The organism is Bacteroides sp. 1001136B_160425_E2 (assembly GCF_015559655.1).
GTDB lineage: Bacteria > Bacteroidota > Bacteroidia > Bacteroidales > Bacteroidaceae > Bacteroides > Bacteroides luhongzhouii.
Map to the genome: position 1 here is coordinate 40,667 of NZ_JADMQH010000002.1, position 20,368 is coordinate 61,034.

A 20,368-nucleotide genomic window follows, 5' to 3' on the forward strand; every position below is an offset into this window, starting at 1 on the left:
GTATTATTAGTGTAATTGCAATTAAAAGATAATATTTAGAAAGAGAATATGGAAAATATGAATCCGGAATCATTGCTCCGTAAAGCACAGGCATTGGGAGATGACATTAAAGAAATGGAATCCATTGATGTATTGGGTGCTTATTGTCAGGCACAAACCAGAATTAAAGCGAATAGGAAAAAAAGTTTGTATAATCAATTGATGCGTTATGCCGCATTTCTGACTTTACCTTTGTTGCTGTCGTCTTTGATATTGGGATATTTGTATTTTGGCGGTGTGGAGGCGGAAGAAAAATATGCCGAGATAATAGCTGCAAGGGGATCGGTGATACGATACGAACTTCCGGATCATTCTGTTGTGTGGTTGAATTCTGGTAGTACATTGCGTTATCCTACTGTTTTTAAAAAAGAAAATCGGATGGTAGAACTGAAAGGTGAAGCATACTTTGAAGTAGAGGCAGATAAAAAACGTCCTTTTTATGTAAATACTCCGGAAGGATTGAGTGTATACGTATATGGAACAAAATTTAATGTAACAGCATATGACGATGATGATTATGTGGAAACAGTCTTGGAAAAAGGCAAGGTCAATGTGATTACTCCCTGCAAAGAAACAATTGTCCTGACTCCCGGAGAACAGTTACATTATGATAGGCAGACACAAAAGTCGATAAAGAATAAAGTGGATGTCTATGGAAAGGTGGCTTGGAAAGACGGTAAGTTGATATTCAGAAATGCTTCATTGGAAGAAATATTTAAACGTCTGGAACGACACTTTAATGTGGATATAAAATTGAATAATGAGTTTGGAAAAGAATATAAATATCGGGCAACTTTCCGTAATGAAACTTTGTCGCAGATATTGGATTATTTGGCCAAATCAGTAACGTTGAAGTGGAAGATTCAGGAACCGGAACAACAGTCAGACGGTACGCTTACAAAAACGAAGATAATAGTAGATTTATATTAGTAATAACCTCTAAAACAAGAAAAGCCTATGAGATAACACATTTATGATAAAAGAAAGGAAGAAAGCTGCTACCAACAGCTGTCTTCCTCCGAATTTACCAGATTCACGGTACAGGGTCTCGCAAACACTAACCGGAATCAAACCATAGTTCATTTAGTAATAAACTTTAGTTAGCCACAAATGTATGAAAAAAAATCATTCATTTACTGCATTATGTCCTAAATATGCTTTAAATCTAAAACTTCCTTTAGTTATGAGGATTAGTCTAGCACTACTTTTCGCAGTAGTATTACAACTTTCTGCCGGAAATGGTTATGCCCAGCGAACGCGGGTTGCTATTTCGATGAATAATGTATCTGTAGAACAGGTACTGAATAAAATAGAGGAGACTTCTGACTATGTTTTCCTTTATAATGATAAAACGATTCAGAAGAATCGTATTGTTTCTGTGAATAATAATTCAGGTAAGATCTTGGATATTCTTGATGAGGTTTTCAAAGGAACTGATATTACTTATACAGTGGTTGATAAGCAGATTATTTTGTCTACCAATAAATTGAATGTGACAGAACAAGATCCTGCCATTCAAGTAAAAGGTACAGTTAAAGATGCAAAAGGAGAACCTTTGATTGGGGTGAATGTGAAGGTGAAAGGAACAACTACCGGTGCTATTACGGATTTTGACGGGAACTTTCAAATTCAAGCTAAAAAGGGAGCGATATTGGAGGTGTCTTATATTGGATATACTTCTCAAGAAATAAAGGTCACGGATAATAAACCTCTCTCCATTTTGATGACGGAAGACACAAAAGTATTGAATGAGGTAGTTGTGACTGCTTTAGGTATTAAACGTGAAGCCAAGTCTTTAACATACAATGTACAACAGATTGGCGGTGACGAAGTGGCAAAGGCAAAAGATATGAATGTAATGAGCAGCCTTGCCGGTAAGGTGGCTGGTGTAAATATTAATTCAAGTGCGTCTGGTATCGGTGGTAGTGCTCGCGTAGTAATGCGTGGTACAAAGTCTATATCTGGTAATAACAATGCCCTTTATGTGGTAGATGGAGTTCCTTTAGCTAATATATCAGGTGAGCAACCCGATGACCAGTATACAGGTGCCGGACAGTCCGGTGATGGCTTGGCCAATTTTAATGCTGATGATATAGAATCAATATCCGTTCTTAGTGGTTCTGCTGCTGCCGCATTGTATGGTTCTGCTGCTGCCAATGGTGTGGTGCTTATTACAACAAAGAAAGGTGCTGTGGATAAGACTAGGTTGACTTATAGTAATAATACCACTTTCTATTCTCCATTTTTATTACCGGATTTTCAGAATACATACGGTTCGGAAACAGGAGAATGGTATAGTTGGGCATCCAGGCTGTCATCTCCTACAGATTATGAAGTAAAAGATTTCTTTCAGACAGGCTATAATGTAGCGAACACAGTAAGTCTGACTACGGGAACACAGAAAAATCAGACCTATGTATCCGTAGGCGCAGTGAACGCTCGGGGGATCATTCAGAATAATGATTTGGACCGGTATAATTTTTCTGTTCGTAATACAACTTCCATGTTGAATGACAAACTGAATATGGATTTGAGCTTTATGTATTCTAATGTAAAGGAACAGAATATGTTGGCACAAGGAGAGTATGCCAATCCGTTAGTTCCTGTCTATCTGTTTCCGCGGGGTGATGACTTTTCGAAATATCAGTATTATGAACGGTATGATGTGGATCGTAATATAAAGACGCAGTTCTGGCCATTGAAAGAGAATGGGTTATCCATGCAAAATCCTTACTGGATCACTAATCGGAATATGTATACTAATAAGAAAGACCGCTTTTTGGCAAGTGGCTCATTGAAATATACGATAACAGATTGGTTGAATGTTTCCGGACGGGTAAAGCTGGATAAGGAAACAATTAATTCGGAAAAGAAAATGTATGCTTCTACTTTGAATGTCATTGCAGAAAACTCGGATAAGGGAGCGTATGTACAGTCGAACAAAAATACCAGTCAGATTTATGCGGATGCCATGTTGAATATTAATAAATATTTCTATCACGATACATGGAATCTTACAGCATCTTTGGGGGCCAGTTTATTAGACTTGGATTACAAAGAACTGAATTTTGGCGGTGGATTGCTGACTATTCCTAATCTGTTTACCTCTAATAACACGAATGTTTCCGGCAAATTGACTTATAAGAATACAAATTATCATGACCGTACCAATTCTTTGTTTGGGACATTCTCTTTAGGTTATAAAGGTATGGCTTATCTGGATGGATCGTTGCGCAATGATTGGATATCTGCCTTGGCCGGAACAAACCACTCATCTATATTATATCCTTCTATTGGTGCTTCGGCTATTCTGACTAATATGTTTACAATGAAGTCTAATATACTTTCTTATGCAAAGATTCGCCTATCATACAGTGAGGTGGGTAATGCACCGGAAAGATTCAGAGCCATTACTACTTATGCTGTGTTGGGAGGATTGAATACTACTTCTTATTTCCCTATAAAGGATTTGAAACCGGAAAGAACTCATTCATGGGAAGGAGGATTTAATTTAGGATTATTTGATAATAAATTAACCCTGGATGTAACAGCTTATAAGACATATACGGAGAATCAGTTGTTTAGCCCGGAAATCTCTACGACAACCGGCTATTCTAAATTATATGTAAATGCAGGTAAAGTAACGAATAAAGGTATTGAGTTAGCTCTTGGCTTTAAACAGAATATAGGTCCGGTAGATTGGAAAACAACTTTGCTCTGGTCCCTTAATAGAAATCGCATTGACCAATTGCTTCCTGAATATACGAATGAGGAATTAGGGGTAACAGTACATCTGGACGAAATGGATGTTTATTCATTAGGGGGCGCAAAGCAACGATTAACTGTAGGTGGTTCCATGGGAGATGTATATGTTAATACAATGAGAACCGATGAGCATGGATATATTTGGATGAATTCAATGACAGGTGCATTGGAAACAGATAAAAATAATTATATCTATGCCGGTAATACGAATCCCAAGTATACTCTTAGCTGGAGAAATGAATTTAATTGGAAAGGGATCAGCCTTGGATTTATGTTGAATGCCCGTGTGGGTGGTATTGGAGTTTCTGCTACTCAAGCCGTGATGGATTATTATGGAGTATCTAAGACATCAGCAGATGCACGCGATAATGGTGGTGTGAAAGTGAACGGTCAGATGATTGATGCCCAGACATGGTATCAGACTATTGGGGCTAATGGAACAGGGTATGTTGGTTCCATGTACGTATATAGTATGACCAATGTCCGCTTGGGAGAATTGACCTTGGGTTATGATATTCCTATCAATAGATGGTGCAAATGGATTTCAGGATTAAACGTATCTTTTGTAGGGCGTAATTTGTGGATGCTTTATTGTAAAGCTCCTTTTGACCCGGAATCTACCGCAAGCACAGGTACCTATAATCAGGGTATGGACTATTTCATGCAACCGAGTTTGAGGTCGATGGGATTTTCTGCAAAGATTTCTTTCTAATTGGATAACCTTTAAAAAAGATAATGATGAACATACGTAAGTTTTTTGAAGCAAGAAACTTCTATTTACTCCTTGGAGTAATGATGATAAATGTGGGTTGTACAAAGAATTTTCTGGAGTACAATACCAATCCTAATGAAGCTACAGATGAAATGACGGATTGGGATAATGTAAGAACTGGTTCTCTCCTTTTACAGATGGAGCAGAATGTATTGGTGGTAGCACAACCCGGACTTAATATTGGTTCGGACAGATATCAGACTGTGGAAGTTATGGGAGGCGATGGTTATGTCGGATATTTCGGTTTTCCTGCTCCCAGCATCAATTCTGCCGGTCGATATAATTGGGATAAAAGAAGTTGGTATGGTGATATGTTTACTACCAATTATCTGACAACGATGAATGCCTGGCGTGAAATAAGGAAAGCAATAAACAATGATGAAGATCCGCGTTTCTCTATGGCGCAGATTTTGAAAGTGGCAGCAATGCACCGTGTAACGGATACATACGGCCCTATTCCTTATTTGAATTTTGGAGTATCAAAAGAAGTTCCTTATGATTCACAGAAGGATGTTTATTACAGATTTTTTGAGGAACTGGATGGAGCTATTAATAACTTGGATAGTTATGCAGCATCTGGTAGTAAAGTGTTGTCATCATGGGATTGTGTGTTTAATGGTGATGTTACAGCTTGGATAAAGTTAGCCAATTCACTTCGTTTACGTCTTGCGATACACCTTGCCTATGTAGATGAAGAAAAGGCAAAAAATGAGGCACAGTTAGCTATTGGTAATAGTTATGGCTTGATGAATGTTAAGTCAGACTTGGCAGAGTTACAGCACATCACTCCGATAGCGACGTATGAAAGTCCATTATATATTTTAAAAGGATGGGATGATATTTGTATGGGAGCAACTCTGGATTCATATATGAATGGGTATCAAGATCCACGACTTTCTGCCTATTTCGAGGCAGGTACGGGTGGAAAATATCGTGGCATAAGAGCCGGAATGTCGAAAGATATAAGTAAGGATAAGTATATAACCGGAGCTTTTTCCGTTCCCCAAGCAACTGCTACTTCTAATGTGGTATGGATGCGTTCATCCGAATCATATTTTTTGTTGGCAGAGTATGCTTTGCGTTGGGGAACAAATGCTGATGCTAAAAAGTACTATGAAGAGGGTATAAGAATGTCTTTTGATGAGCATGGTGCATCGGGAGTTGACGGGTATCTTGCAAGAACAGCAGAAGACGGGTATGTTCCTGCTAACTATGAGGATCCGGTGACATCTTCTCATTCTATGGATGCTTTGGGAACTGTTTCTATTGCTTGGGATGAATCGGGTGACTTTAAAACAAACTTGGAACAGATTATCACTCAAAAGTATATTGCTCTTTATCCGGTGGGACAGGAAGCATGGACGGAGTTTCGCCGTACTGGTTATCCGAAAGTATTTCCGGTTGTTGTAAACGAAAGTTCCGGTGGTTCTGTGGATACAGAGATACAAATTCGTAGATTACCTTATCCGGAATCGGAGTATAATACTAACAGAGCAGAACTGGATAAAGGTATTACACTTTTGGGTGGTGTGGATAATCCTGGTGTCAGACTATGGTGGGATATTCCTAATAAATAATTGGTTACTTAAATAATGTAGAATATGAAAAGAAATTATGTATATTTTTTGTTCACATATCTCTTGACATTTGTTGTGAGTGGTTGTGATACGGATATTGAACCGGAAGTTATACAGGCGGCAAATACTTATAATCAGGAATATTATCAGAACTTGCGTGAATACAAGAAAACAGATCATGCTATTTGTTTCGGTTGGTACGCAGGCTATACTTCAGAGGCATCTCCTTCGCAGGGACTTCATTTTACAGGTTTGCCGGATAGTCTGGATATTGTTAGCCTTTGGTCAGGTATTCCTTCCAATAATCCGGCTTATGTAGAAACCAGTTATTATAATGAGCGTTATTTACCGACGGCTTATGAAGAAATGAATTATATTCGTACAGTCAAGGGAACTCGTGTTGTGATGTGTACTATTTGCCGTATTGCTAATACAGAGTTTCCTAAAACAGATGCAGGTATCGAGGCTTATGCTTTGTATCTTGTGAGATGTGTATTACGTAATAATTTGGATGGGTTGGATTTGGACTATGAACCGGAAGGTGACTGGTTGCAAAATGAAAATTTTACAAAGTTTATAAAAGTGTTGGGGAATTATTTGGGACCTCAATCGGGCACTGGAAAATTGTTGGTTGTTGACTTCTATAATCAAGTTCCTCCTAAAGAAACAGAACCTTATGTCAACTATTTTGTGCGACAATGTTATACTTCCAGTACTGCTCAAGGATTACAGTCGAAATTTGACCAACTTAGTAGTTGGTGTCCTCCCGAAAAGTTCATTGCTACAGAACAGATGGGTTGGTACTGGCAAAATGGTGGGGTCGAATTTACGGAAGCCGATGGGAATAAAGTCGATTCATGGGGAAATCCAATTTATTCTGTAATAGGTATGGCGCGTTGGAATCCTACACAAGGACGAAAAGGCGGATTTGGTGGATATTATTTTGAATATGAATATAATACTACTCGTCCTGCCAATCAGGCTTTAGGTGATAAAGAGAAAGTTGCTATTCCTTATTATAGTCTTCGACGAGGTATCCAGGAACAGAATCCTGCAGGAAAGCCTGTACAACAGTCAACTAAAAAAGAAACGGAAGAATAAAAGGGTGAAAATTAAATTTATATCTAAGGTATGAAAACATTGAAAAATATAAGAAAGATATTAGGAGTCATTTTGGTCGGGATAGCTTCTTTTATGCTGCAAGGATGCCAGGAAGCTGCTCAAAAGGGTGATGGACTGTTAATGACCGGAACAGCCTCGGATAAATTGGTAAAGTTCGCTATCGATGGATTTCCATCTGCATATGCCGTGTCTGTAACTTCAACCTCTCGTGTAGAATCGGATATTCAGGTGAATTTGGCTGTTGACGCGAGTTTGGTTGATAATTACAATGCAGAAATGGGAACTAGTTATTATCCCATTCCTGAAGGATCATATACATTTGAGAATCCAGAAGTTACAATATCTGCGGGACAAGCAATCTCTTCTGCTGCATCTCTTTCGATTGCTGATGATTCAGATTTTGTGCCGGGACGTGTTTATTTGGTACCGGTTACCATAAAAAGTGCGACAGAAGATTTGGACATTATAGAAGCAGGACGTACTATTTTTCTGAAAGTATCTCGAACATTGCGCTTCCATGCTCCGTATGTAGGACAGGCTTCTATGGCTTATCAGTTTTTGCTTCCGGAGCCTATTCCTTCATTGCCTACTTATACATGGGAAGTGAAGATTTACGCTACTCAATTTCGTTCTTCCGGAGCTTCCGGCACTACTCGTGTTTGTTCTTTTGGAGGCAATGAGTCATCTGTAGAAGGGGGGGCAATTGATGATGGAGGCTTTAAATGTGACCAGAATCTGCTTCGTTTTGGAGAAGGTACAGATGAACCGAATCAACTACATGTAACAACTAAGCAGGGCAAAATGTCTTCGAATACTCGCTTTGCTTTAAATACTTGGTATGCTGTTGCTTTGGTAAATGATGGCAATACTTTGACATTATATATTAATGGAGAGAAAGATAACTCAATGACAGTTGCCCCGTATGAGTATGCACTCTATGGAGTGCAGATCGGCATGCCTTCAAAAGGCTATCAATCTTCACAATTATTTTATGGTCGATTGAGTGAGATGCGTCTTTGGACTCGTCCTTTGTCTGCTCGTGAAATTAAAGCAAATGTGTGTGGTGTAGATCCTTCCACCAATGGACTTGTGTCTTATTGGAGAATGAATGAAGGAGAAGGATCTACTTTTTATGATTTATCTCCATCAAAACGTGATATAAGTTATAAGAATGGAATCACGATTGACTGGACTTATGATGATACGAATAAATGTCTTGAATAAGGCGATAATAAATGAATAGACATTATGATTATGAAAAATAAAATAAATAGATTAACCCTCCTTTTGTTTGTTTTATTGGGAGGATTAGGATTCACTGCGTGTTCGGATGATGATGGTGATCTTATTGAATTGCCAATAATAGAAATGCCACAGTCGGGGACGGGCCCAGTCTCTATTGATTATAGGGAGATACTGAATGCAGGCAACTATGTTTATGATTATACAATCAAATTGGACAAACCCGCTGTTACTACTTTATTGTGTGACATTACCGTAGACGAAAATATGGTTGAGACCTATAATGCCGCAAATAACACATCATATAAAATGATGCCTGCTTTTGTATACGAGTTACAAGCTAAAAATGCAATAGTTAAGACTGGACAGCAAGAATCTAATACTTTATCTGTTAAGTTTTCATCATTATTTGGCTTAGTAGAAGGTGAAGAATATTTGCTTCCTATTGTTGCAACGATAGATGAAACTTGTATAGGGCAATTTGCAACAGATACTCGTTCTGTCTCTTATTTTACGATTAGTATTGACGGAGAACTGGATTACATTCCAGGATTGAATATGAGTTCTTATTCAACGGATATGTATCGTACGTTAAGTTTCGCAAACGACGAGGTGGTTACAATTGAAGATAATACACATACGTTTGAAATGCTTGTATATCCATATAGTTGGCACAGTGGAACGAATTATATAGGTACATGGCGTGGTAAAGATACTAACAATAAGAATGAAGCTTTTGGGGGGTGCGAACTACGTGTAACCGGTACAACGGGGGCGTCTAATATTGGTAATCGTCAATGTGATTTGACATTGGCTAATCAAAATATAACGTTGCCGACTAATCAATGGGTCAGATTGACTGTTACTTGTGATGGAACGAAAACCGGTCAGAATACAGAGGTTGCTTATCGTTTATATATTAATGGTGAGGAAGTTGCTTCTGCAAAACCAACAAAACGTTGGGGACCGTCATCTTCTCAAAGATTCAAAGTGGGATATACGTTAACGGGTATTCAGTTTGGTAATACAAGTTCAAGTATGTATTTTGATGGTTTGATTTCTGATATCCGCATGTGGAAGAAGTGTCTGACTGCAGAAGAAGTGAAGGCTAATTTGCGTACAATAACTTCTCCGTCTCCTTCAGATTTATATGGTTATTGGAAATTGGATGAAGGCGAAGGAAATACGTTGAAAGACAGTTCGGGAAATGGACGTGATTTAACTTTCCCGGCTTCGGCAAATATCATATGGAATGCAGAATTCAATGATTTGTCTCAAAATAAATAAAATGTGATTTTATATTGGGAGTTATTGCGTTTGGCATAACTCCCGATATTAACTTAAAGCAATAATGATGAAACGTTTTATATCAGCTTTGGTAGTTTTGCTATACTCAGTTATCAGCGTATATGCTCAACAACAGGGAAGAGCTGTATTGCGTTTTGATACTACTACTTGGGATTTTGGTCATATTTCGGAGGCTGGAGGTAAAGTGAACCACACTTTTCATTTTACTAACAGGCATACTTCTCCGATTGTGATTGAAGAAGTAATTTCGACTTGTGGATGTGCGGTCCCCGTTTATAGTAAACAACCTATAAAACCAGGAAATGCAGGTACTATTACAGTTACTTTTGATCCTAAGGGGCGAACTAATTTCTTCTCTAAGAGTATAAGAGTTGTTGCTAATTCTGGGCAAAGTGTCAATACTCTTTGGGTAAAAGGCACTATAAATACAATTAATAGTATAGAGGATGAGTATCCTTATTCTTTGTCATCGTATATTTTGGTAGACAAAATGACTTTATCCTATGAACAGTTGCAACATAATGGGAGATCAAAACAGCAGGATATTAGAATCTATAACCGTTCGGATAAAATGGTCAAGTTGTCATACTTGTTGTTGGATAAGAGCGGATGTTTGTCGATATCTATGCCATCATCTCTTCAAGGTCGATCTTATGCGACTATGAAAATAACAGCTTCTCCTTTAAAAGGTTTTTACGGTACATTTAAAGATAAGATTATTATTAGTGTCAATTCCGTACACAGTTCTCCTATACAAATCTTGGGTATAGTGATTGATGATATGAGAAAAGTGAGCGCAGCAACTGCTCCCCGGCTGAAATGCTCACAATCTTATTTTAATTTGGGGAGTATCTCATTAAAAAAGCATATTCAGCGAAAAATAAAAGTTACTAATGAAGGGGGGAATCCTCTTATTATCCGCAAAATAGAATGTCCGGAATTTGTTTCTACTAATATCCGAGGTGAAAAGGTTTTGAAGCGAAATGAGTGCTTGGAGGTTCTGTTTGAATTAAATGTATCATCTTCAAACCAGCCATTTGATGCAAAGGTCAAATTGATAACAAATGATGCTCATCAGCCTGTACATACAGTTATATTTGAAGGAGAAATTGGTCAGCAGGATTGAATATCTCTATTTGAAAGATTAGAAAACACTATAAATTAATTGAGTCATTTTATTGCATATAACATTATGATAAAACGATTGTATATCTTGGTGATAGTACAGATGGTATGTACTTCGGGGTTTACTCAATCTCCTCCCTCGTTACCTGCTTACAAAGATCCGAGTTTGTCAATAGATATTAGACTTTCAGACTTACTTTCCCGCATGACCTTGGAAGAAAAGGTCGGCCAGTTACTTTGCCCTTTAGGTTGGGAAATGTATGAAATACACGGTAATGAGGTCTGTCCTTCTGGGAAATTCAAGCAATTGATTAAAGAAAAGAATGCAGGAATGCTTTGGGCGACTTATCGTGCAGATCCGTGGACGAAAAAGACATTAGAAAATGGACTTAATCCGGAGTTGGCAGCAAAAACAGGGAATGCATTGCAAAAATATGTGATGGAGAATACTCGTTTGGGAATTCCGATGTTTTTAGCAGAAGAAGCTCCTCATGGACACATGGCAATTGGTTCTACTGTTTTTCCTACTGGTATAGGAATGGCAGCTACCTGGTCACCGGAATTAGTAAAAGAAGTTGGTCAAGTTATTGCTAAAGAAATTCGTTCGCAGGGAGCGCATATAAGTTACGGGCCTGTGCTTGATTTAACTCGTGATCCGCGTTGGTCTCGTGTAGAAGAAACATTTGGAGAAGATCCTGTGTTGAGTGGCGTTTTGGGAGCAGCTATGGTTGAAGGTTTAGGAGGGGGCGATTTATCACAAAAATATGCTACCATAGCCACTTTGAAACATTTTCTGGCATATGCTGTGCCGGAGAGTGGACAGAATGGAAATTATGCGTCAGTAGGTATTCGGGATTTGCATCAGAACTTTCTTCCTCCTTTTCGTAAGGCGATAGATGCAGGGGCGTTGTCTGTAATGACTTCATACAATTCGATAGACGGGATACCTTGTACGTCGAATCATTATTTACTGACTCAACTCTTGCGTAATGAATGGAAGTTTCGTGGTTATGTAGTTTCCGATTTATATAGTATTGAAGGAATTCATGAAAGCCACTTTGTTGCTTCAACCAAAAAGAATGCAGCTATACAATCTGTCACGGCTGGTGTTGATATTGACTTGGGTGGAGATGCTTATACCAATCTTTGTCATGCAGTTCAATCCGGAGAAATGGATGAGGTTGTGATTGATACAGCTGTCTGTCGGGTGTTGAGGATGAAGTTTGAAATGGGATTATTTGAGCACCCTTATGTAGAACCGAAAATTGCTGCTAGAACAGTACGCTGTAAAGAACATATCGAACTGGCACGTAAAATAGCACAATCTTCCATAACACTTCTCAAAAATGAGAATTCGGTTCTTCCTCTAAGCAAGAAGATAAATAAGGTGGCAGTAATTGGGCCTAACGCTGACAATCGATATAATATGTTAGGCGACTATACAGCTCCGCAGGAAGATAGTAATGTGAAAACTGTGCTTGATGGGATTATAACAAAATTATCTTCTTCTCGTGTGGAATATGTACAAGGCTGTGCTATTCGGGATACTACGATAAATGAAATAGAGCAGGCAGTTGAGGTCGCACGTCGTTCAGAAGTTATTGTTGCGATTGTGGGTGGTTCCAGTGCCCGTGATTTTAAAACAAGTTATAAAGAAACAGGTGCAGCAGTAGCTGAAAAGGGGAATGTTAGTGATATGGAATGTGGTGAAGGATTCGATCGTGCTACTTTATCTTTACTTGGTAGACAACAAGAATTATTGAAGGCCTTAAAAAAGACAGGAAAGCCTTTGATTGTAGTTTATATTGAAGGGCGTCCGTTAGAGAAAAATTGGGCTTCGGAATATGCCGATGCACTATTGACCGCTTATTATCCCGGTCAGGAAGGAGGAAATGCTATAACTGATGTCTTGTTCGGAGATTATAATCCGTCAGGTCGTCTGTCGATCACAATACCTCGTACGGTAGGGCAGATTCCTATATATTATAATAAAAAAGCCCCCCATAATCATGATTATGTGGAAATGTCCGCATTACCATTGTATGCTTTTGGATATGGACTTAGTTATACAACATTTGAATACTCGGACTTGCAGCTCATTCAGAAAACTCCTTATTACTTTGATGTTTCCTTTAAGGTGAAAAATACAGGGAAATATGATGGTGAAGAAGTGGCGCAACTTTATGTAAGAGATGAATATGCTTCAATTGTTCAACCGATAAAGCAACTGAAACGTTTTGAACGTCTTTTCCTAAAGCAAGGAGAAGAAAGAATTGTAACTTTTAGTTTGATGAAAGAAGAACTATCCATTATTAATCAGAATTTGGAAGAAGTGGTTGAGTCCGGAACTTTTCAGATAATGGTTGGTCGTTCTTCGGATGATATTCTATTGAAAGATTCTATTTCAATAGAATAGCCTTTTCTTGTTTGTGCGTTCGTCAGTTGACGTATAGCAAAAGTTATTTCATAATCTGCACGATTTTGATTCTTTTTCACCACAGAGGGCGCAGAGGTCATAATTATCTCTGAATTAGAACTCTGAAGATTCTGTGTCCTCTGTGGTGAAATAGTTCATTTATGTACAGTTTGGTTTTAAAACGATAAATATGAATCACAAAATAGTAAAATAACTTTTATTGCTGGTATTATTTGTTTTTTTGTGCAAAAGCTTCTACTTTTGGCTTCCATAAAAAATGATAATAACCGAAAATCTCTGATGACACATATTGGTGAACAAGAAAAGAAGAAGAAATTCGAGCAATTTTTCATTCTTACTTTTCCGAAGGTAAAAGCTTTTGCATGGAAGATTTTGCGTTCGGAAGAAGATGCTGAAGATATTGCCCAGGATATATTTGTCAAACTGTGGGATAATCCGGAAATCTGGGAAAACAAAGAAACATGGGATAGTTATATCTATACGATGGCTCGTAATCAGATCTATAACTTTTTGAAGCATCAGTCCGTAGAACTTAGTTATCAGGAGAAGCTGTTGCAGGAAGATTCTCCCTCTTTTGAATTTGATATATACGACAAGCTTTATGCAAAGGAACTGCAACTTCTGATAAAACTTACTTTAGATAATATGCCGGAGCAACGTAGAAAGGTTTTCTCTATGAGCCGGCAAGACGGAATGAGTAATCAGGAAATTGCTGATAGACTGCAACTTTCTATTCGTACAGTGGAGCGCCACATTTATCTTGCACTACAAGAATTAAAAAAAGTCATCTTAATTGCATTTTTTTTCTATTTCAGTTGAGTAGTCCGTTTTAGCAAGTTGTCTATATTATATAAGGCAAATCTAAAATGAAGAATTATATTCAAAAAATTATCAATGTATTCACTGCTTCCGAGCATAGTGAGAATGTAACCAAAGAAGTACATCAATGGTTATTGGATGAAGAACATGCTGACGAAAAAGATGCTGCATTGAATACATTATGGAACGAAACAGAAGGAAAAATTGATGCAGGCACATGGACTTCTTTAGAGAATGTATATCATAAAGTCGGAGTATCTGCCGGCACTAAAAAGCAATATCGGTTGTTTCCCTGGAAATATGCGGCAGCAGTCGCTGTGTTTGTTGTATCAGTGTCCGGTACATTTTGGTTAACAAAGAATACGTTTAAAGAGAAAACGGTTGCAATGATCGAACAATATATTCCTGATGGAAAAACACATGAGTTTGAATTACCGGATGGTAGTCGGGTATATGTGAATTCTGGTACATTATTGCTTTATCCGGATGCGTTTAAAGGGGATACCCGTACTGTTTATCTGATAGGTGAAGCTGATTTCAAGGTTAAGAAGAATCCGGATAAGCCCTTTATTGTGCGATCTGCAAATATGTCTGTTACGGCTTTGGGTACTGAATTTAATGTGTCAGCTTATCCTGAAGATCCGGAGATGGTTGCTACTTTGATTCAGGGTAAGGTAAAAGTCGGTTATGAACAGTCGGATAATTCTTATATTTTGAGGCCAGGACAGCAGGTCGTTTATAATCGAAAGACAGCTCAAAGTAAAGTAGCAGATGCGAATTTGGAAGATGTAACTGCTTGGCAAAGAGGACAGATTATATTTCGTGGGAGTACTATGGAAGAAATCTTGTTGACTTTGGAAAGGCGCTTTGATATTACTTTCCAATATAATACGAATTTGTTTACTAACGATGAATATAATTTTAGCTTTAGCAAGAATACAGATATTGGAGAAGTGATGGAAGTGATAAAAGAAGTAACAGGAAAGTTCACTTACAAAATAGATAAGAATATTTGCTACATGAAAACAGTAGAATAGAATAAAAAACTTGATTGTTTAACCTTAAAAAATATCATTATGTAAAAAAGTATCCGGAAATAGGATGCCGCCTAGTTCCGGATATGAAATAAGTTTTTTAGTATTAAAAAGTAAAATACTTAACTTTTGATGGAATTAATATTATGAGTTTAACACTAAAAACGCTACGAAGATATGAATTTATATCTAAAAACAGCTAAAAGTACACTAATTATTTGCTGCTTGTTTATACTACAAACAGCAGTATTTGCCCAAAGTAATATTCGTATTACTATAAAAAATGCAGAAATCACTTTGCAGAATGCACTAATCGAAGTTGAAAAACAATCCAAATTATCTGTTGCTTATAATCAGTCTCAACTTTCAGATAAGCGACAATTATCCTTGAATATTGTCAACCAACCACTAGAAGCCGCTCTAAATACAATTTTGAAAGGAACCGGATTTTCTTATAAATTGACAGATAAGTACATCATGATTGTTCCTGAGAAAAAGGAAACGAACTCTCAGACTACAAAGACTGTAAAAGGAAAAATTGTTGATGAGAAGGGAGAACCTTTGATTGGCGTGAATGTAGCAGTGGATGGTACTAATACTGGTACCATCACCGATTTGGATGGAAATTTCTCTATGTCAGTTTTGGCTAATTCTACTTTGAAAGTATCTTATATTGGATATGCCACTCAGTTAATAGCCGTTTCCGGAAAGGATTTTTATAGTATAACCATGCGTCCGGATAATGAAGTGTTGGATGAGGTGGTCGTTACTGCTTTGGGTATCAAACGCGAAGTAAAATCATTGACCTATAATGTACAAGAAATGAAAGCTGCCGATCTTACTACTGTAAAGGATGCTAGCTTCATGAATAGCCTGGCAGGTAAGATTGCCGGTGTGACTATTAATCAAAGTGCGTCCGGTATTGGTGGTTCCACCCGTGTTGTGATGCGTGGTTTGAAATCTATAACGAATGACAACAATGCTTTATATGTAATCGACGGTATTCCTATGGCTTCTATGCGTTCTAATCAGGAAAAAAGCTTTTATGAGAATGCCGATGGAGGAGATAGTGATGGGATTTCCAGTATAAATCCGGATGATATCGAGTCAATGTCCGTATTGACGGGTGCGGCGGCTGCAGCTCTTTATGGTTCGCAGGGTGCCAATGGTGTTGTGCTGATTACAACAAAAAAAGGAGAAGAAGGGAAATTGAGAATTAATTACTCCAACGATACTCAGTTTATGAGTCCGTTGGTAATGCCTGAATTTCAAACAACTTATGGATCGGTGGAAGGTGAATTTGCCAGTTGGGGAGCTAAAAAGGATGCCACATGGGAACCTAAAGATTTCTTTCAAACAGGGTTCACAGAAACGAACTCGTTAGGTTTGTCCGCAGGTAATGACCGCAATCAGACTTATTTTTCAGCAGCATCGACTAATGCGCGCGGTATTATGCCTAATAATACTTATAACCGGTATAATTTTACCTTGCGTAATACCACTGAATTAATAAAAGATAAATTGACATTGGACATGAGTGCTTCTTATGTGATCACCAATGACAATAATATGATGTCTCAGGGGCAGTACCATAATCCTCTTGTGGCGTTATACCTTATGCCCAGAGGGGATGATTTGAATAAGTATAAAGTATATGAACGTTATAATAGTGAGAAATATTATGATGTGCAATACTGGCCTTATGGTAATCAGGGAATGGCAATCGAAAATCCGTATTGGATTGTAAATCGTGAGAATATGAGTAATCATAAATCACGTTATATGTTCTCGGCAAATTTGAATTATAAGGTGTTTGACTGGATGAATGTTGTTGGCCGTATGCGTATAGATAATAGCAATGACACCTATGAACGTAAAATTGCGGCCTCTTCCGACCAATTGTTTGCATCAGAGTATGGTAATTATATGAATATGAAGTCGGGATATAAAAATACCTACGGTGATGTTATGGCCCAAGTTAACAAGCGTTGGGAAAATTGGGGGATTACAGCAAACCTAGGTGCCAGTTTCAATCATCAAACCTATGAAATGACGAATTATGAAGGGCATCTGGCGAGTGTTCCTAACTTTTTCTCTTTTAACAATATAAGTAAGAATGGTGCAAATACTAAGGCCGAACAGGGCGGATATATAGATAATAATCAGGCCGTGTTTGCAACTTTCCAATTAGGATATAAGAGTTGGGCATATCTGGATTTGACTGCCCGTAATGACTGGTTCTCTACTCTCGCTAATACTGATAATGAGAGAAGCGGGTTCTTTTATCCGTCGGTAGGGGTATCGGCAGTTGTTAGTGAGATTGTTGATTTGTCAAAAGCATATATCTCCTTTTTAAAAGTCAGAGCTTCATATAGTGAAGTTGGTAATCCTCCGATGCGACAGATTACGATGCCTACATATACTATAAAAGATGGTGTTGTCAATACCTCTTCAAGATTATTGAATCCTGACCTGAAACCTGAACGTACAAAATCGGTAGAGGTAGGTATGAACCTGAAAATGTTTCAGAATTTGCTGAATATTGATCTTACCTATTATAATAGTAATACCTACAACCAGTTTATTAATTATACCATGCCGCCAAGTACAGGTTACAGTGATTATATGCTGAATGGCGGTAAGGTAAACAACTGGGGGATTGAGGCTCGTTTGGGTATCAATACCGATCTTGGGCCTGTGAAATGGAATTCAAATCTGACTTTCACAATGAATCGTAATAAGGTTGTCTATCTGTTGCCTGGTGGTGCTACCAACCCAATTACAGGAGAACCTATTTCCATTACAGAAATAGAGCCTTTCAATCCTCAAGGAAGCTATAAGATGATAGTGAAAGAGGGAGGTACTTTGAGTGATATTTATGTGACAGGGTTGAAGATGGACTATTTGGGCAATATCAAAGTTGACGCGAATACCGGTGCTATTGAAGCTGATCCGAACACTTGGATAAAAGCCGGTAGTGCGGCACCCCGATTCAATTGGGGATGGAACAACAGTTTTAGTTGGAAAGGAATTAATCTTAGTTTCCTGATTGATGCTCGTATCGGTGGAGTAGGTGTTTCGGCTACACAAGCTAAGATGGATTATTATGGAACTTCTAAAACATCGGCTATAGCACGTGATAATGGTGGAGTAAACCTTAATAGCGGTCGGGTGACTGCAAAAGATTATTATAATGTGCTCGGTAATGGTTCGACCGGAGTCCTGTCAAACTACGTCTATAGTATGACGAATGTACGGCTTAGAGAAGCGACTTTAGGATATACTTTCCCGACAAAATGGTTTGGTAACCAGATACAAAATCTGACAGTGTCGCTCATTGGCAAAAATCTATTCATGTTCCACAATAAGGCACCTTTTGATCCGGAGTTATCTGCTTCTACGGGTACATATTATCAAGGGTTTGATTATTTTATGCAACCAAGTGTACGTAGCATTGGGTTTAGTGTGAAATTCCAATATTAATTAACCAGAAAGGAATAATACAATGAAAAGATTAGGAAAAATAAGACGTATAGTATGTACATTGGGAGTAGCTATGATGATTACTTCATGTACTGATAATTATAAAGAATGGAATACCAACCCTACTGAAGTTCCTGAAGACATGTTAGTCGGATTGATGAAAATCGGTAACTTCTTTCCTGCTATGCAGATGGACGTAATACCTACCAGTGATGTCGATGCTAATCAGTTTCAACGTGCTCAAAATTTGTGTGGGGATATGCATTCCGGTTATATGACTCCGATCGGTACGTGGGGGACGAGCTCTGCAGTTCATTATAATTTGCGATATGACAAATGGAATGATGTTGCTTTTAAAGTGGCATTTACTAATGTGATGCCGGCCTGGAAACAGATCCGGGATAATGGCAAGGAGGAATTCCCGGAGGCTTATGCGGTTGCGCAGATATTGAAGGTGGCAACTATGCATCGAGTAACAGATATATACGGACCTTTGCCTTATTTGCAATATGGTCACGGGGGATTAGAAACTCCTTATGATTCGCAGGAAGATATCTATAAATCTTTTTTTATAGACTTGGATGAAGCAATAGCAGAGTTGCAGAATTATATTGCTATCCATCCGGGAAGTAAACCTTTAAATAAATATGACCTGGTATATGGTGGTGATTTTACTAAATGGTTGAAGTTCGCAAATTCCTTAAAACTACGTTTGGCTATGCGCACATATTATGTGAATGGATTTGAGGTGAATGGAAAAACTTCACGGAAATTAGCCGAAGAAGCAGTAAAAGACGGAGTTATTACAGAAAATGCTGAAAATGCTTTGTTGCAATCCGGAAACGGAATCTCGGTATTCCATCCGTTGAAAATTTGTTGGGACAATTATTCGGATGTACGTATGGGAGCTGATATTGAGTCTATAATGAAGGGATATAACGATCCCCGTCTTTCTAAATATTTTCAGGAATCAGAATATGGAGACGCCAGTGATAAATTTCATGGTGCCCGGTTGGGAGTCAATGTTACGGATAAGAAAAATTATGTCAAGTTGTCTTCTCCGAATATATTTGCCGAAAGCCCCGTTCAATGGATGTGTGCAGCGGAAATTTATTTTTTGCGTGCAGAAGGAAAACTCCATGGCTGGAATATGGGTGGTGAAGTTGAAGAACTGTATAAGGCAGGTATCACGAAATCTTTTGAACAATGGGGAGTTGCTTTAGGTGATTATTTGACAAGAGGTGATACGTATAAACCTGTACGGTTTACTGCGCCATCGGGAACATTGGGTAGTGTGGCCGCAGTATCAACGATTACCATTGCATGGAATGAAAATGATGTGGCGGATAAGAAGCTGGAACGTATTATTACGCAAAAGTGGATTGCCATGTTTCCGGAAGGACAAGAAGCTTGGAGTGAATATCGTCGCACCGGTTATCCCAAGTTGTTTGATTTGTATGGTACGAATGCTAGTGCAGGGCAGGTAGATAAGTCCGGTCCCCGTCGTATTCCATTCCCATCTACAGAGTATGATACAAATACAACGGAGGTCAATAAAGCCGTGACTGATTTTCTTGGTGGTAATGACTATGGAAATGTAAAGTTGTGGTGGGATAAGAAATAATTAATCATGTATTTAATTTTA

12 protein-coding genes are annotated in these 20,368 nt (G+C 38.2%); all 12 read left to right on the plus strand.

Annotated features, from left to right (window positions below):
* Positions 1-48 precede the first annotated feature (48 nt).
* Entirely contained in the window at positions 49-969 is a 921-nt protein-coding gene (locus I2I04_RS02140; RefSeq protein ID WP_195654174.1) for a FecR family protein, read from the plus strand.
* Between the two features lie 253 nt (positions 970-1,222).
* A complete protein-coding gene (locus I2I04_RS02145) occupies positions 1,223-4,516 on the plus strand; it encodes a SusC/RagA family TonB-linked outer membrane protein (RefSeq protein ID WP_195472445.1) in 3,294 nt (1,097 codons plus the stop codon).
* 23 nt (positions 4,517-4,539) lie between these two features.
* Complete coding sequence (locus tag I2I04_RS02150) at positions 4,540-6,153, plus strand: SusD/RagB family nutrient-binding outer membrane lipoprotein (protein WP_229126902.1); 1,614 nt, start codon at positions 4,540-4,542, stop codon at positions 6,151-6,153.
* Between the two features lie 24 nt (positions 6,154-6,177).
* Complete coding sequence (locus I2I04_RS02155; protein WP_195654175.1) at positions 6,178-7,254, plus strand: endo-beta-N-acetylglucosaminidase family protein; 1,077 nt, start codon at positions 6,178-6,180, stop codon at positions 7,252-7,254.
* Between the two features lie 30 nt (positions 7,255-7,284).
* On the plus strand, positions 7,285-8,499 hold the full coding sequence (locus tag I2I04_RS02160) for a DUF1735 and LamG domain-containing protein (protein WP_195654176.1): 1,215 nt from the start codon (positions 7,285-7,287) through the stop codon (positions 8,497-8,499).
* Between the two features lie 30 nt (positions 8,500-8,529).
* Complete coding sequence (locus I2I04_RS02165) at positions 8,530-9,804, plus strand: LamG-like jellyroll fold domain-containing protein (RefSeq protein WP_229126903.1); 1,275 nt, start codon at positions 8,530-8,532, stop codon at positions 9,802-9,804.
* 64 nt (positions 9,805-9,868) lie between these two features.
* Positions 9,869-10,951: a DUF1573 domain-containing protein gene (locus I2I04_RS02170; RefSeq protein ID WP_195472452.1), complete on the plus strand. Its 1,083-nt coding sequence runs from the start codon at positions 9,869-9,871 to the stop codon at positions 10,949-10,951.
* Positions 10,952-11,017: 66 nt separating this feature from the next.
* A complete protein-coding gene (locus I2I04_RS02175) occupies positions 11,018-13,366 on the plus strand; it encodes a glycoside hydrolase family 3 N-terminal domain-containing protein (RefSeq protein ID WP_195654178.1) in 2,349 nt (782 codons plus the stop codon).
* 300 nt (positions 13,367-13,666) lie between these two features.
* A complete protein-coding gene (locus I2I04_RS02180; protein WP_143257225.1) occupies positions 13,667-14,206 on the plus strand; it encodes an RNA polymerase sigma-70 factor in 540 nt (179 codons plus the stop codon).
* A 47-nt stretch (positions 14,207-14,253) separates the two neighbouring features.
* Positions 14,254-15,243 carry a FecR family protein gene (locus I2I04_RS02185; RefSeq protein WP_195654179.1) on the plus strand — a complete coding sequence of 330 codons (990 nt, stop codon included), beginning with the start codon at positions 14,254-14,256 and terminating at the stop codon, positions 15,241-15,243.
* A 174-nt stretch (positions 15,244-15,417) separates the two neighbouring features.
* A complete protein-coding gene (locus tag I2I04_RS02190; RefSeq protein ID WP_195654180.1) occupies positions 15,418-18,723 on the plus strand; it encodes a TonB-dependent receptor in 3,306 nt (1,101 codons plus the stop codon).
* Positions 18,724-18,745: 22 nt separating this feature from the next.
* Complete coding sequence (locus I2I04_RS02195; protein ID WP_195654181.1) at positions 18,746-20,347, plus strand: RagB/SusD family nutrient uptake outer membrane protein; 1,602 nt, start codon at positions 18,746-18,748, stop codon at positions 20,345-20,347.
* The last annotated feature ends 21 nt before the right edge of the window (positions 20,348-20,368 follow it).